General features: G+C 55.5%; 15 protein-coding genes and 1 pseudogene. 8 read left to right on the forward strand and 8 right to left on the reverse strand.

Annotation, left to right across the window (positions count from 1 at the left end):
- Positions 1-14: 14 nt before the first annotated feature.
- The gene (locus CLV44_RS14095) at positions 15-1,763 is read left to right on the forward strand and encodes a putative bifunctional diguanylate cyclase/phosphodiesterase (protein ID WP_106592767.1); all 1,749 of its coding nucleotides are present in this window, start codon (positions 15-17) and stop codon (positions 1,761-1,763) included.
- Between the two features lie 22 nt (positions 1,764-1,785).
- On the opposite strand, the gene CLV44_RS14100 is transcribed toward CLV44_RS14095, so the two are convergent.
- The 4 genes from CLV44_RS14100 to CLV44_RS17245 form a co-directional block, all read right to left on the reverse strand.
- Positions 1,786-2,745 carry an AraC family transcriptional regulator gene (locus tag CLV44_RS14100; protein ID WP_281257835.1) on the reverse strand — a complete coding sequence of 320 codons (960 nt, stop codon included), beginning with the start codon at positions 2,743-2,745 and terminating at the stop codon, positions 1,786-1,788.
- 92 nt (positions 2,746-2,837) lie between these two features.
- Complete coding sequence (locus tag CLV44_RS14105) at positions 2,838-3,680, reverse strand: amidase (protein WP_245912702.1); 843 nt, start codon at positions 3,678-3,680, stop codon at positions 2,838-2,840.
- On the reverse strand, positions 3,655-3,924 hold the full coding sequence (locus CLV44_RS14110; protein ID WP_106592770.1) for a hypothetical protein: 270 nt from the start codon (positions 3,922-3,924) through the stop codon (positions 3,655-3,657). The genes CLV44_RS14105 and CLV44_RS14110 overlap by 26 nt, the downstream gene beginning before the upstream one ends.
- On the reverse strand, positions 3,921-4,127 hold the full coding sequence (locus CLV44_RS17245) for a hypothetical protein (protein ID WP_146140013.1): 207 nt from the start codon (positions 4,125-4,127) through the stop codon (positions 3,921-3,923). The genes CLV44_RS14110 and CLV44_RS17245 overlap by 4 nt, the downstream gene beginning before the upstream one ends.
- Before the next feature lie 645 nt (positions 4,128-4,772).
- Here CLV44_RS17245 and CLV44_RS14115 point away from each other — a divergent pair.
- The 3 genes and pseudogenes from CLV44_RS14115 to CLV44_RS17565 form a co-directional block, all read left to right on the forward strand.
- A complete protein-coding gene (locus CLV44_RS14115; protein WP_106592771.1) occupies positions 4,773-5,543 on the forward strand; it encodes a class II aldolase/adducin family protein in 771 nt (256 codons plus the stop codon).
- 14 nt (positions 5,544-5,557) lie between these two features.
- Entirely contained in the window at positions 5,558-6,484 is a 927-nt protein-coding gene (locus CLV44_RS14120) for a TauD/TfdA dioxygenase family protein (RefSeq protein ID WP_106592772.1), read from the forward strand.
- Positions 6,485-6,874: 390 nt separating this feature from the next.
- Positions 6,875-7,227: pseudogene (locus tag CLV44_RS17565) on the forward strand (transposase); the annotation flags it as partial.
- 83 nt (positions 7,228-7,310) lie between these two features.
- On the opposite strand, the gene CLV44_RS14130 reads toward CLV44_RS17565, so the two are convergent.
- Both CLV44_RS14130 and CLV44_RS14135 read right to left on the reverse strand, forming a co-directional pair.
- Complete coding sequence (locus CLV44_RS14130; RefSeq protein ID WP_106592774.1) at positions 7,311-8,267, reverse strand: DUF4214 domain-containing protein; 957 nt, start codon at positions 8,265-8,267, stop codon at positions 7,311-7,313.
- 258 nt (positions 8,268-8,525) lie between these two features.
- Positions 8,526-9,683 carry a MalY/PatB family protein gene (locus CLV44_RS14135; RefSeq protein WP_106592775.1) on the reverse strand — a complete coding sequence of 386 codons (1,158 nt, stop codon included), beginning with the start codon at positions 9,681-9,683 and terminating at the stop codon, positions 8,526-8,528.
- A gap of 141 nt (positions 9,684-9,824) precedes the next feature.
- Here CLV44_RS14135 and CLV44_RS14140 point away from each other — a divergent pair, with 141 nt between their 5' ends.
- From CLV44_RS14140 to CLV44_RS14155, 4 genes are read left to right on the forward strand one after another with little or no spacing between them, the layout of a single operon-like run.
- Positions 9,825-11,369, forward strand: coding sequence for a 2-isopropylmalate synthase (locus tag CLV44_RS14140; RefSeq protein ID WP_106592776.1), 1,545 nt, complete (start codon positions 9,825-9,827; stop codon positions 11,367-11,369).
- Positions 11,370-11,378: 9 nt separating this feature from the next.
- Positions 11,379-12,233 (forward strand): uracil-DNA glycosylase family protein, encoded by an 855-nt coding sequence (locus CLV44_RS14145; RefSeq protein WP_106592777.1) that lies wholly within the window; start codon positions 11,379-11,381, stop codon positions 12,231-12,233.
- Positions 12,226-12,672, forward strand: a complete 447-nt coding sequence (rimI, locus tag CLV44_RS14150) for a ribosomal protein S18-alanine N-acetyltransferase (RefSeq protein WP_106592778.1) — start codon at positions 12,226-12,228, stop codon at positions 12,670-12,672. Before CLV44_RS14145 ends, rimI begins: the two co-directional genes overlap by 8 nt.
- Before the next feature lie 30 nt (positions 12,673-12,702).
- Positions 12,703-13,371: an energy-coupling factor ABC transporter permease gene (locus tag CLV44_RS14155; RefSeq protein ID WP_106592779.1), complete on the forward strand. Its 669-nt coding sequence runs from the start codon at positions 12,703-12,705 to the stop codon at positions 13,369-13,371.
- Positions 13,372-13,389: 18 nt separating this feature from the next.
- On the opposite strand, the gene CLV44_RS14160 is transcribed toward CLV44_RS14155, so the two are convergent.
- Together CLV44_RS14160 and CLV44_RS14165 are read right to left on the reverse strand one after the other, a co-directional pair.
- Complete coding sequence (locus tag CLV44_RS14160; RefSeq protein ID WP_106592780.1) at positions 13,390-13,926, reverse strand: response regulator transcription factor; 537 nt, start codon at positions 13,924-13,926, stop codon at positions 13,390-13,392.
- The gene (locus CLV44_RS14165; protein WP_170069358.1) at positions 13,908-15,206 is read right to left on the reverse strand and encodes an ATP-binding protein; all 1,299 of its coding nucleotides are present in this window, start codon (positions 15,204-15,206) and stop codon (positions 13,908-13,910) included. Before CLV44_RS14165 ends, CLV44_RS14160 begins: the two co-directional genes overlap by 19 nt.

Consider the following 15,206-nt stretch of genomic DNA (forward strand, 5'->3'; position numbering starts at 1 on the left):
CCACCGTGGTTACGATGCCCCCCCTGCATGTTGATGCTCATATTCTGGTGGTGGATGATAATGCAGCGAATGTGGAGTTGCTTATCGCGCTCTTGGAGGATGAAGGATATCGCCATATTGAGGGTACCTGTGATCCGCGAGAAGTTGAGTCGCGGGTGGCAAAGCAGTGCCCGGCCTTGATTCTGTTGGATGTTCGAATGCCGTACTTGAGCGGCTTTGATGTTATGCAGCAGCTAAGTGCACTCGGTGACCAGGCACCTGCCGTGATCATTTTGACTGCCCAGATTGATACGGCCACTCGATACCGTGCTCTGGAATTGGGTGCGCGTGACTTCCTGACCAAACCGTTTGATCATCTTGAGGTGCTGCAGCGCATCAATAATACCCTGCAGTTACAGCGATTGATGAATGAGCGCCTGGAGCGTGCTGAACTGCTGGAGAGTCTGGTACAGGAGCGTACACAAGAGCTGGCGCGTAGAGCCCTGCAGGAACCGCTGACCGGACTGCCTAACCGGCGTGCCTTGCTGAATGTTATCCAGCAGCAGTTGGATACCAAGTGCGACACGATTGTCATGTTTTTGGCGATTGAAGGGATCGATGAGATCGCACGCCTGCACGGCTTTACGGTTGCCGACCAGGTCGCGTTCAGCCTGGCACAACGGTTGCGAGCCCAGCTTGATGCATCGGCTTCTACTTTAGGCGTCTGGAATAGTACGGAATGGGTTGTCCAGTCCCCGTGTGCACTGACTAACGAAGCCGTTGGTCCTTTGGTGCAGGGGGTACTCGGCTGTTTTGAGTACGCTTTTGAAATTGAGCAAATGCAGCTGCACCTGGGGGTGCGTATAGGCGTTAGTGCCAGTTTACCGGGCCGGAAAACGGACCAGTTAGTGCGCATGGCTGCACTGGCCTTGCCGCAAAATGTCGGATGCTGGCAAGGCTATAACGATCAGCTGGAGCATTTGCTGCAAAGGCGGACAGGTTTGCGTAACGGGCTGCGCACAGCGGTGCAACAACATGAGCTGTACCTGGCCTATCAGCCCAAAGTTGATCTTGAGTCCAACCAGGTATGCGGTGTCGAAGCCTTGCTGCGGTGGGACAGCCCTGTATATGGTCATGTATCACCGGCCGAGTTTATCCCCTTGGCCGAGGCGAGCGGTGAGATATTGGGTGTGGGGGCCTGGGTTATACAAGAAGCGGTTGCGGCACTGGTACGTTGGCGGTGCAGGGGTGATGTCGATGATGCTTTTTCGGTGGCGGTGAATGTGGCACCTTTACAACTTGCCCAGCCTGATTTTGCGCAGCGGCTCATGCAGTGTGTGTCAGCAGCAGGTTTACCGCCTCATTGCCTTGAGATTGAAGTCACCGAGTCGGGCCTGATGCAGGATATGGAGCTGGCTCTGCGCCAGCTTCAGGCACTCAGTCAAGCGGGTTTCAGGGTGGCAATTGATGATTTTGGCACGGGTTATTCGTCGCTTGCGTACCTGAAAAAGCTGCCTGTATCAGTCTTGAAAATCGATCGTGCGTTCATCCGGGAGTTGGACACCAACGTTGCAGATCAGAAGCTAACGGAAACAGTCATCGGAATGGCGGGTCTTTTTGGCTTCTCGACAGTGGCCGAAGGGGTCGAGCATTATGCGCAGCTTAAATTGCTCAAAGATATGAAATGTGACGTTATTCAAGGCTTTATCTTCGCCCCTCCGTTGAAGGAAGCGGTGCTGCTGAAAATTATAAAGCAGCCCATGTGCAATGCCGTTACGGTTTGAATCCACATCCAAGATGTGAAAATTAATCAAAGAGTTTTTTTCGGAATTCGCTAGGCGATACACCGGTCCATTTTTTGAAGGCACGTACAAAACCAGAATGATCTGAGTAGCCAAGAGATATTGCTATTTCGGTGATCGGCTTCAAAGGATCTGCCAATGCCTTACGTGCTCGCTTCATCCTTATGCTGTCGGCCAACTGTTGGTATTGCCAGCCTTCTGCCTGCAACTTGCGCCTTAACGTGCGAGGACTGCAGTGCAGCAGGTTTGCTATGTCTGCCATGCTTGGCGAGCTTGCTGGACTGCCTTCAATCAATTGGGTAATTTGCGCGGAGACAGTGCCTTTTGTTCTGGCGATACTCTTTTCTTTGCATAGAGAGGCGTACAGTCTCGAACTCTGGGGGCTTGCATGTGGAAGAGGTTCGTCGAGAACCGATGCATTGAAAAAAAGCTGTATCGATGACGTATCAAACTTAACCGGACAATCAAAAACTGTTTTATATTTCTCAACATGTCCCGGCATCGCATAATCACAACGCAACTGCGTAATTGGCAAGGGTTTACCCAATACCCATCGAGAGGTTGCAACAATATTACTTAGCAGTTCTTCGACGGCTAAAAGCCGCAGCTCTCCCAGATCGTGCCTGACAATCACATCGAAGCACCCTTGGTCACCGAGATCACGAAAGTCGGTGATGATTGCATCGCCAGAAAAACGGCCAGGATAGTTCTGATAACGAAGCCCCTGCTCTATCGCTCGACGCAAGGTCGACGAACTCATCATCAGGTATGCCAATTGATCGTAAGTGGCGAGCGAGCGGTGTAACCCAAGGTCCAGCCCGAGCCCGGGATTATGGGTGAGGTGTAAAGCATCCAACAAAAGTGCCCGGTGCTTGCTACCCTTGATGGAGCCAATGAGATCCTCAAGATTAGAAAGCTCGTGTTGCTTCGCCAAAGCTGACGTGTCTACACCTTGGTCAGCCAAAAAGTCAAAAAGCCAAAGTACGTATCGGGCATCAACATCAGTATTAATCGGGAATCACTCCAGTCGTTCAAAGGTGTTACTGAAGATACTACTCAAATCTCAGGAACACGAGCAAACCATGGCTTGGCTTTTTCTAGCTGGGCGGCAATTCGGTACAACATGCGGTCCTGACCGTATCGACCTGCAAACATAACGCCCACAGGCATATTTCCTTCTGTCCAAAACAGTGGGACCGACATCGCAGGTTGTCCCGTAATGTTGTACAAGGAAGCAAATGCAGCCATTCTGTATGCCATTGGACCAAATTCTTCCAAAGGACGGGACAGGATAACAGATCCAATTTTAGGAGGAGTTCTGGCAATCGTAGGGCTCAGGATCAAGTCATACTGTGCCATGAAGGCTGTCATTTCATGTTCAGCACGCTGAATCATTTCCAGACTTCGCATGTAATCCGTTGCTGGCACTTGCCGGCCCCACCTGAGCATTTCCCAGTTCCCACGTTCAATATCAGATTCCACTACCGCTCTGCCTATTTGAGCCTCACGTAGACGAATCTTATTGGCAAGGCTGACAACACTAAGTACGCCTGAAGCCCTGGATAACGCCCTGGTATCGATGTTGGGTGCCGCCTCTATAACCTCATGACCCAGTTCTTTGCAAAGATCAGCCGCATACTCAACTGCTGCAACACATTCCCGATCAACTACAGTCGGCTGCAATGGCTCGCGCATCATCGCAATCCGCAACTTTCCTGGAGTGCGATAAACCTGGCTAAGATAGCTTCCGTCCCTCGATGCTGAATCAAAATGACGTCCAGGGTTCGACCAGGCAAAGGCGTCCAAAAATGCGGCGGAATCCCGAACGCTTCGACTAATTACGTGCTGTGCAGCTAGCCCGCCTCGAGCCCCTTCACCATCTGCACCCACCGGAACCAAACCACGACTGGGTTTCAGCCCGAACAGGCCGCAAGCAGAGGCTGGGATTCTTATCGAGCAGGTTTCTCGGGGAAATCTGCTGTTTACGAATCAAATCGGCAAGCCCAAGCGCATCGTACTTTCGATACTCTTCAAACGTCATGCTCGCGTTTGCATTGATCAACGATGTATAACCTCCAAACGCGAGCCCCCCTGCAATTTGGGCAGAGCTTTTGAGAAATAGTCGCCTGGTCATTTCACTCATTGCTGAATCTCTTTAAGTAAGGAAGGGCGGGGGGAGATAGTGGGGCGAACAGCAGGAAAGCCAGCATAATCACCTCGCAATAGCGTTAAGTGCTCTAGAATATGCTCACCCAGGTTAGTAACCATTGAGAATTTTTCTGAGTAGATTCGTTGCCAGTTCTTCTCTGTTGTTTCCGATATGGATCGGAACATACGGTTGGTCATGGGATTTACGTCCTTCTGGCCAATATATTTTGGTGTATTAGCTCTTTGATGGTGGCCGTATTTTTATTGCGATGTCTATGGTCCAAGAATTATCTATTGGTAAATTGATCTGCTGATTAGCCTAGCAGTTAAACTGGGCGAGCACTGCGCAAATCTGGCCATAAAAATGGATTTTATGGCCATTTTCTGGGCTATACATATAGAGAGTGAACATGATACTTAGGGGATATGGCAGTTGTGGGTTAAAGCCGCAAAAAAATCATTATGTAGAATGATAGACAGATGGCAATTTAGGTAAAAACCTCTATCACAGTCTCTCAACAGTGGTAATAGCATCGAGCGACCATCGGCACTATGAACAAGGGTAAATTAAGTTTTTTCGAAGTACCCTTAATAAATATTCCATCGAAAATTATAAACTCGCAACCAAGAACGAACCGGTGATGCCTTACAGCTGTATGATTTTGACGACTGCTGTTATCAATGCACTCAAAAAGCGTATGGGGCGTTATGACAGTTGCGTAACAGTCCTGTTATAACGCTTTGTTGTCCACTCAGGCCTGTTAATTGGCCTGATATCCCAAGGCCTGTCATTGAGGGGAGGGGTATCATCATTCGACACGCAACAAAATAAGGATTAACGCCGTGTTGAAGACCGATCACCTCAATGTCGACATGTTTGAAAAGTTTGCCCCGCGCCCCGGTGAGCGGGCACTTGTGCCCGAGCTGACGCCCAAGGCGCAGGTGGCGCTGATGTGCCGCATGCTCTTTGCCGAAGGCTGGGATGACCATATTGCCGGGCATATAACTGTTCGCCAACCCGACGGCACCATCCTCACCAATCCCTGGGAGCTGACGTGGGATGAAGTGACCGCCAGCGATATTGTGACCTTGGACGACAAGGGCAATATCCTCGACAGCAACTGGAATACCACCCCTGCCATTGGACTGCATTTGCAGCTGCATGATGCCCGCTCCGAAATCAACGTGGTGATTCACAATCATCCCAAGTGGAGCGGTATCTGGGCCAATCTGCAGGAAACGCCCCCGATCTATGATCAGGCAGGTGCCTACTGTGGCTCCGAGTTGCCGATCTACAACGAATATTTGGGCACCTTTGAAAATCAGGCTACCAGTCTGACGGCCGTCGAGGCGCTGGGCGATGCCAAATGGGCGTTGCTGGCGCACCACGGGGCACTGGTAGTGGGGCGTGATTTACGCCAGGCCCACCTGCGTGCGGCTACATTGGAGTGGCGCTGTCGTCGTGCCTATGAGGTTCGCCTGGCCGGTGGTGCTGAGCCGTTGGCCGCGGACGTGATCAAGCAGGTCAGTCTGCCGGACCCGAACGGTTTTCCGTTTCTGTGGGAAGCGATGGCACGCCGCGAACTGCGCCGTGATCCGAATGTACTGAGCTGAGGGGAGGGCGAGGCATGACACTGATCGTTAAACCGCTGGACAATATCGGCGTTGAGATACAGGGCTTTGATATCACCCAGCCCATCGATGAGGCGTTGCAACAGCAGCTGCGTGATCTCTGGTATGAGCACGGTGTGCTGGTGTTCCGTAACCAGGCAATCACCCCCGAACGGCAGATTGAGTTCAGCCGGATCTTTGGTCCACTGGAACTGCACCCACTCAAGGCGACACTGTCAGACGATTACCCTGAGTTGTTCGAGCTGGAGAGCGGTGGCGACAAGGACAAGTCGATGACCGCCTCCTACAAGGGCGAAACGATTGTCGGCCGCCTCGACTGGCATATGGACCTGCACTATACCGGCAAGCCCAACCATGGCGCGGTGCTGACAGCAGTCGAAGTGGCGGGCGAGGGAGGCCTGACCGGTTTTGGTGATCTGGCCAAAGCCTATGATGTACTGGATGCTGATACCAAGGCACTGCTCGACAAGCTGGAAGTAGCCTATGCCTTCAGCATGCAGCGCCGTCACATGCGCTACGTGGATCTGGATGGCTACGAGCCGGGGCCTCACAGCCCGAAGAAGCCCTCTGACGTCAACTTCCCCGACTTCCCTGAATCGGTTTATCCGGCAGCCGTGACCCATCCGATTACCGGTATCAAGGTACTGGGCATCGTCGAGCAGTTTCTGGACCGTGTGGTGACGCCTCATAATGCAGGGCTCTCCAACGATGAATCCATCGAACTGCTGGAGCGTCTGGTGGCCCATACCCGTGATCCGCAGTTCCACTATTTCCACCAATGGCAGCCGGGGGACATGGTGCTGTGGGATAACTGGCGGGCCATGCATTGTGCCACCGGCACCCCGGTGGGCGTGCGTCGGCGCATCAACCGCACCACCATTCAGGGTGATGTGCAGCTGGGGCGTGTTCTGTTGGGGGAGTGATCCATGCGCATTGTGATGTTGTTTGACCTGCCAGCGGTGGATGTAGTGCTGGCGACGCCGGGTGGCAGTCAGGCGCTAGCCCGACTGCTGGAGCGGAATCCACCGGGTTGATGGACGCAAGGCGGTTGTCCATGATGAAGCCCGGTAGTCATCTGATCAATATCTCGCGTGCGCCGCTGGACATCTGGCCAACCGCTGTTGGGGTATATCGATACCAGTAGAGGTTATTGAAACCTTTCGTCCGAAATCGAAGAGATATCGACGCACATGACCCGCTTGGGCGTGCGAAACCGTCGGCTGCTGATCAAGTACAAGTCGGATCGCCAGTTATGAGAAGAGCACGCTCAGCATATAAGGAATTGTGTTGCGTTTAGCGGGCGTCAACCGCAGAATGCGGCCGAACAGGTGCCGGATGATCTGGAAGCCAAGTGGGGTCAGCGATACCTGCTGGTTATCAAGTCCTGGCTCAGCAAATGGGAAAACCTGTCAGCTTACTTCAAATACCCTGAAGACGTATGCACGGCGATTTATACAAATGCGTCGAGGCCGGAAACCGCCAGTTCCCCAAACTGATCAAGACCAAAAGCGGCTTTACCAGCAAGAACGCCTCGTTGAAACTGCTCAATGTCGGTATTTTGAAGGCCTCGGAAAAGTGGATGCATCCGGTGCAGAACTGGAACCTTACGCTGTCGCAGCTGAGCATCCACTTTGAAGGCCGGATCGACGAGTGCATAGATCTGTGAGTATTGGCTGACACAGAACTATGAACACCCTCCATCTGTCATGGGGTTGGCGGTTACGCCGGATTATTTACCGGCGCCATTTACTAAATAATCAGGTCGTCAACGCCGCCCGTGCTACCTGACAGGACAATCTCGACGTGTTCCTCTGATGTGGCAAATGCTTCAAGTATTTCACCTCGTCCCATACCTGAAGCTAGCTTACCCAGCCAAAAGCCTTTGCCTGCTTCATCACTGGGGCGGTCCAGCGTATTATTGTACAGTGCTTCGATGAACGCGTTGTCACTTGGGTTTTCACCGTACAATTCGGTAAACTCTTCTGATGCCATGAAAAAGTCGACAACATCACCGAATTCAGTATCGGAACTGGCTAACTTACCCATCCAGTGTCCCAGACCGCCTTGATCTGGATCTCGGTCAAAGATGGCGTTGTACAAGAGAATTAGCTCTTGCTCGTCGCTCAGGCCATCCGCGTCATCTACATCATCTGCGTCATCCGCATCATCCGCATCATCTGCGTCATCCGCATCATCTGCGTCATCCGCATCATCCGCATCATCAGCGTCATCCGCATCATCCGCATCATCAGCGTCATCCGCATCATCCGCGTCATCTGCATCATCTGCATCATCTGCATCATCCGCGTCATCTGCATCATCTGCATCATCTGCATCATCCGCGTCATCCGCATCATCAGCGTCATCCGCATCATCTTCTTCAGCCTGTGAAAAATCAGCCAACACTTCGTGTCTAAGATTCCCTTCCTCCAAAACACGTACCCAGTACGCCTGACCCACTTCATCTGGCTCACGGCCAAGAACGTGTTGATACAAAACCGCAACAAATTCTTCGTTGGTCAGATTTTCGCCGTGCTTTTCTTTAAATGCATCGGATTCCATCAAGGATTTGGCAACATCTTCAAATGTTGCCTCACCTTTGGCGAGCTTTGCAGACCAGTAACCAATACCTTCCCCATCTTTGGGATGGTCATAGGTTGCATGATAAAGACGTACCAAACTTGAATAAAACTGTCCGTTGGCCATTCTAACCTCACTTCATTGTCTGATATTGGTATTAAAACGTATTGCGGCTGCACAATTGGGTAAAAATCAATGTACTTGGCGCAGGGTAGAGGCTCGAAGATGAACTCAAACTGAGTCAAGGTAAGATATTTTTTGTGGAAGCGTCATAGACTCTGTTCGGTTGATCTGACTCAACAGCTCTGTATGATCAGCCCAATGTTTATATTCAAGAGGCTACTGGGCAGCGAGCGCCAATAGCCATTAGAACCACTACTTTTGCTAAGCCGGCAATTCATTCAACAGCGCCCGTCGCATCCGGTCCACCGCCTGCTCCAGCAGTGCCCGCGGGCAGCCAAAATTCAAGCGCATGAAACGGTCATCGCCGAAGTCGCGGCCCGGTGACAGGCCGACGCCAGCCTGTTCGAAGAAATGGGGCGGGTTTTCCAGCCGGGCGGCGGAGACGTCTATCCAGGCCAGATAGGTGGCTTCGATCGGGTCCAGTTTCAGGCCGGGAATGGCGTTGATGGCGGTTACCAGATAATCCCGATTGCCGCGCAGATAGTTGAGCTGGGCGCGGTTCCATTCATCGCCATCACGGTAGGCGGCCAGCGCGGCGGTATAGCCAAGCAGGTTGACGTCGGGGACGATGCCTTTGCGTACGCGCTGGAAACGTCGTCTCAGTTCCGGGTTCTGGATAATGGCAAAGGAGCAGCCGAGGCCGGCAATATTGTAGGTCTTGCTTGGCGCCATCAGAGTGATGGTGCGGGCGGCGATTGCATCGCCCAGTGCAGCGATCGGGGTGTGGCTCAGGCCTGGTTCCAGAATCAGGTCGCAGTGGATTTCGTCGGAGCAGATGATCAGGTCGTGGCGAATGATGATCTCGGCCAGTGCTTCCAGCTCTTCACGACGATACAGGGTGCCGCCGGGGTTGTGCGGGTTGCAGAACAGCAGCAACTTGGCATCGGGTGTGATCGCCGCTTCCAGCGCATCCAGGTCGATGACTGAGCGGCCGGTATCATCACGCTGCAGCGGTACTTTGACCAGGCTGCGATCCGACAGGCGTGGGGCCGACATGAACGGCGGGTAAACCGGTGCCGGGGTGACCACGGCAGATCCGCTGTCGCCGACACTGCGGCAGGCCAGATTGAGGCCGCAGACCAGCCCCGGCAACCAGACCAGGTCATCCACATTGATCGTCCAGTGGTAGAGGCGTTGCATCCGTTCGATCACCAGCCGGTTAAGCTCGGCCGGAGTGCAGGTGTAACCGAACACGCCGTGGTCGATGCGCTGATGCAGTGCGTCGATCACCGGCTGCGGTGCCATGAAGTCGGTATCGGCCACCCACATCGGCAGAATCTCACTGTCGGCATACTTTTCCCACTTCTCGCTGGCAGTGGCGCGGCGGTCGATCAGCTGGTCAAAACGGGTGGCGTTCATATCCTTACTCCATGTCTGGTGTGGCGGCTTGATGATACAATAAGCATATCTGTTGCTGCCTTCCAATCTGTTTTACCGTAACGGCAGCCATAACCATATCCGAGTAGGCAGGACCGGCCCGGATTGACGGGAGTAGTGAGCATGAGCGGCAATGACAACCGTGTAATTATTTTTGATACCACCCTGCGTGATGGCGAACAGAGCCCGGGCGCGTCGATGACGCGTGATGAGAAGCTGCGTATCGCCAAGCAGCTGGAAAAGTTGCGGGTGGATGTGATCGAAGCCGGTTTTGCCATCGCCAGCCCCGGCGATTTTGCGTCGGTGAAGGCGATTGCCGAGGCGATCAAGGACAGCACCGTCTGCTCGCTCTCCCGTGCGCTGGATGGCGACATCGACCGTGCCGGTGAAGCTCTGCGCAATGCTGTGTCAGGCCGTATCCATACGTTCATTGCCACCTCGCCGATTCACATGCAGTACAAGCTGCAGATGCAGCCGGATCAGGTAGTGGAAAACGCCGTGCGTGCGGTCAAGCGCGCACGCAACCTGATCGACGATGTGGAGTTCTCGTTGGAAGATGCCAGCCGCTCGGAACTGGATTTTATGTGCCGCATCATTGAACAGGTGATCGATGCCGGCGCTCGCACCATCAATATCCCCGACACGGTTGGTTACGCGGTCCCCGATGAGTATGGCAATACCATCCGTCAGCTGATCGAGCGTGTGCCCAATGCCGACAAGGCGATTTTCTCGGTCCATTGCCACAACGACCTGGGGCTGGCGGTGGCTAACTCGCTGGCAGCGGTGAATGCCGGTGCTCGTCAGGTGGAATGTACCATCAATGGCTTGGGTGAGCGTGCCGGTAACGCCTCGCTGGAAGAGATCGTGATGGCGTTGCGTACTCGTGAAGATGTGCTGGGGCTGACCACCGGTATCGATACCACCCAGATCGTACCGGCGTCGCGTCTGGTTTCCAGCGTGACCGGTTTCCCGGTGCAGCCGAACAAGGCGATTGTCGGTGCCAATGCCTTTGCCCATGAGTCCGGCATTCATCAGGACGGTGTGCTCAAGCACCGTGAAACCTACGAAATCATGACCGCCGAAGATGTCGGCTGGAACACCAATCGCATGGTGCTGGGCAAGCTGTCTGGTCGTAATGCCTTCCGCACCCGCATGGAAGAGCTGGGCACCACGTTTGTGTCCGATGCCGAGCTGAACACGGCGTTTGCCCGCTTCAAGGAACTCGCCGACAAGAAGAGCGAAATCTTCGATGACGATCTGATCGCGCTGGTCAGTGATGCGCGCGCATCAGCGGGTCATGAGAAATTCAAGCTGAGTAGCCTCAATGTCACCTCGCAGACGGGCGAAGTGCCGCTGGCGAGTCTGGTGGTGTCGGTTGATGGTGAAGAACAGACCACCGAAGCCAGCGGCAGTGGCCCTGTGGACGCGGCGTTCAAAGCGCTGGAGCAGGTTGCCCAGTCCGGTGCCAGTCTGCAGCTGTACTCGGTCAACGCGATCACCAGCGGTACCGATTCCCAGGGTGAGGTCACGGTACGTCTGGAAAAGGCGGGTCGTATCGTTAATGGTCTGGGGGCGGATACCGATATCATCATCGCGTCGGCCAAAGCGTATATCCATGCACTCAATCTGCTGGATGCCAATATCCAGAAAGCACACCCACAGGTATAAGAGGCATTGATGTCTATCCACTCGGGGGAACAGCAGCGTCATCAATGGCTGAATGCAATCGGCATCGACAGCTGGCTACCGCGTGCGCCGTTGCCCGGCGCGGCCCCGTCAGCGGACTGGGTGGCCGCATTCCACTACGCTGAAAGCGGTCGTGCGGGGGCGCAGGAGAGTGGTAGCCAAGAGCCCCCTGTGGTCGCGGCAGCGCAGCCTTCGGTGCCCAAGCCTTCCCGTCCCGCGGCGGCTCGTATCGATACAGCGGGGTTGCTGGATGCTCCCAAGCGGGCGTCCGCACCAGCCGCTGAAGCCGCTACGGTGCGCCAGCCTCTGCGGGCTTCAGCACCAGCCGCCACGCCTGCACGGCCTGCGCAGCAGGAGGAGGCCCCCCGCTTCAAACTGGCGTACCTGGTACGGGGTGATCTGTTGATCATCGATTCGCTGCCGCCGCATCAACCTGAAGGCTTCAGTCGTCAGCATAAACGCCTGTTGCAGGGTATCACCAGTGCGCTGGGGCTGACGGCGGAGCAGGAACTGTCGGCTCCGTTCATGCTGCCCTGGCCCATGTTGGCCAGTAAAACCCTGGATCAGGGACCGGCAGAAGCCCGGCGGGCCGTGCAGCATAAGCTGCAGCGGACCCTGGCTTTCACGCCTGCGATCAAGCATATCCTGTTGATGGGTGAGACGGCGGCTCGTTGGGTCGTTGAGCCGCCAGCGGGTGCCGATTACGTGCAGGGACAGCGTCTGACGTTGGGTGATGGCCGACAGATGTTGATGACCCTGAGTCTGAGTGAACTGCTGCGTTTGCCTGAGCGTAAGGCAGAAGTGTGGCGTGATATTCAGCCGTTGCGGCGGACACCGGATGCTTGAGATACGTCCGCTGACAGCTGAGCTGCTGCCCCTGTTGCTGCCCTTGGATCGTCTCTGTTTTGCGGATGAACCTTTCGCGGCCATCTGGTGGCAGAAGGCAATCGACGCGCAGGGGGCTCAGGCCTGGCTGGCCATCAGAAATGATGAGCCGGTGGGCTATTGTCTGTTCAGTCAGGTGCTGGACGAGGCCGAACTGCTGCGCATCGCGACGGTGCCCCTGGCACGCCAGGTCGGCGTGGGTACGGCTCTGCTTGCCCATGCTTATCAGGCGCTGAAGGGATGTGGTGTCGCTCAGCTGTTTCTTGAAGTGCGTGCATCCAATCAGGCGGCACAGCAACTGTATTGCCGTAATGGCTGGAGCGTTACCGGACAGCGCAAGGATTATTACCCGCTGGGTGATGGTCGTGAAGATGCAGTGCTGTTCAACCGTGTACTCTAACTCCGACAGGTAAATTGAACGGGTGACCGGATGAGTCTGACTCAGGGACTGATCAGCGGAGGCTGGCTGTGGGCCTCGGCACTGTTTTCATTGTTGATGTTGCTGCTGGCCCTGCGCTGTGCGCCCTGGCGCGTGCTGGCGGGTGAGCGGCGATTGCAGCATCTGCTGTTCGGTGCAACGGTCAGCCTGATGTTGATGTGGACCATGCGTGCCGGGGTGTCGCCGGGGCTTGGCATCCATTTTCTCGGTATGACCACGCTGACGCTGATGTTCGGCTGGGATCTTGCGATTTTGTCCGGCACGCTGGCGCTGTTGGGCATGACGCTTATCGGCCATGAAAGCTGGGATACCTTCAGCGTCAATGTGCTCTGTTCGGTGATCGTGCCCGCGCTGGCAAGCCTGGGCGTACTGCGGCTGGTGGAAGCGCGCCTGCCCCGCAATTTCTTCGTTTACCTGTTCATGTGTGCGTTTTTCGGTGCCGGAGTGGCGACTGCGGCCGCCGGCATGGTGATGGCGCTGCTACTGTGGGCCGATGGCGTTTATGTCTGGGGCAAAATTTATCTGGAGTACGTGCGTTTCCTGCCGTTGATCATGTTCCCGGAAGGGTTGCTCAACGGCATTATCATGACGGCGATGATGGCCTTTCATCCCGACTGGATTCGCACCTTCGACGCTCGTTTGTATATCGACGAACAGTAACCTCGACAGATCGGGCGCTCAGCGCCTTACCGGATGCTTGGCCAGCTTGCGTTGCAGGGTGCGTCGATGCATTCCCAGAGCGCGGGCGGTGGCCGAAATGTTGCCCTCGTGTTCCTGCAACACCTTCTGAATATGCTCCCATTCGAGCCGGTTGACCGACATCGGTGTGTCGGGAATGTCGGCGTCCCGTGTTGTCAGGGTGATATCGGCTCCCAGCGCACGCAGGATCTGGTCGGCATCGGCCGGTTTGGGCAGGTAGTTGTCTGCGCCCGCCTTGATCGCCTCGACTGTCGTCGCGATGCTGGCGTAGCCGGTCAAAACCAGAATCTTCATGGTCGGGCTCAACGCCCGCAGGTCCGGAATCAGGGCCAACCCCGAAGGTCCATCCATTTTCAGGTCGACGGTGGCCAGAGCCGGCGGCTGTGCGTATGCGCGTGCGCGGGCATCTTCCACATCGCGGGCCACATCCACGTCGAAGCCGCGACGGGTCATGGCGCGTGCCAGGACGCGGGTAAAGGTGGGGTCGTCATCAACAATCAGGAAGCGTTCGGGCATCCGCTCGACTCCGTGTGTTCAGAGGGAAGTATCGGCAGACACACCTCGGTCAGTGTACCGCCATCGGGGTGGTTGTACAGGCGTACCTCGCCTTGATGACGTGCCAGGGTCGTAGTAGTCAGAAACAGGCCGATGCCGAGTCCTCGGCCCTTGGTGGTAACAAAGGGTTTGCCCAGCTGATCGGCCTGTTCCAGTGACAGTCCGGGGCCTTGATCATGGATGCGCAGGCGCGCTTGTGCCGGCTGCGGGAAGTCGAGCTGGATCGAAATCTGTTCAGGGGCGGCATCGGCGGCGTTGTTGAGCAGGTTAAGCAGAGCCTGACGCAGCGCCGTTGAATCCTGAACGAGGGCCTGCGCATCCTGGGGGCTGTCGAGGGTGTAGCCAACCTCGGGGCGCATCAATGACCAATCCTCAAGTACCGCATCCAGCAACGCCGTCAGTGCGACGGGGCGCGCACCGTCCTGCTCATCCCTGACTTTCATGCTCAGCTGACGCAAGCGCTGGCTACACAGTTGAACCTGCTCTTGCAACAAGGCGATATCGTCCTGCAGCTGGGCGTCCTGCGGATGGTCCAGCGCCATCTCCTTAAGGGTAACCTGCATGGTAGCCAGTGGAGTGCCCAGTTCGTGTGCAGTCCCGGCCGCCATGGTGGCCAGTGACAGCAATTGCTGATCATGGAGGCGGGTTTCACGCTCCTGCTGCAGCGTCGCCGTCTGCGTGTGCAGGGATTGCTGCATCCGGTTGATGAACCAGGTTACCAACAGCACGGTAAATAGAAAATTGACCCACATCCCGGTGATGTGCAGGTCGAACAGGTTTAGCAGGCTATGTTGGTGGCCGGCGTCGGGGCTGATCAGCGGAATGAAGTGGCGCAGCAGAATGCTGTACAGGCTGACCACCATCAGCGCCATCAACAGGGTAAAGCGCGTGGGCAGGGTAGCGGCGGTGATCAGCAGCGGCACCAGCAAGGTGAAAATGAACGGGTTGGTAGCGCCACCGGCCTGATACAGCAGGCAGCCGTACAGCACTACATCGGCACAGAGTTGGCTGAACAGCTCCAGATCGGTCACCGGCAGAGCTGAATGCAGACGGGCGAAGGTCATCAGGTTGAGTAACAACAGGGCGGCCAATACCGAGCCGAGCAGCCAGACATCCAGCGCCATGTGCAGGGCAAAGAGGGCAAAGAGCAATGCGCCGCTCTGCACAAACAGTACCAGTGTGCGGATGTAGGTCAGTTGCAACAGAGGAGTATGAAAGCCGTTCAGGGTAAGGGTCTCCAT

Origin of the sequence: Marinobacterium halophilum (assembly GCF_003014615.1) — a bacterium.
Taxonomy (GTDB): domain Bacteria; phylum Pseudomonadota; class Gammaproteobacteria; order Pseudomonadales; family Balneatricaceae; genus Marinobacterium; species Marinobacterium halophilum.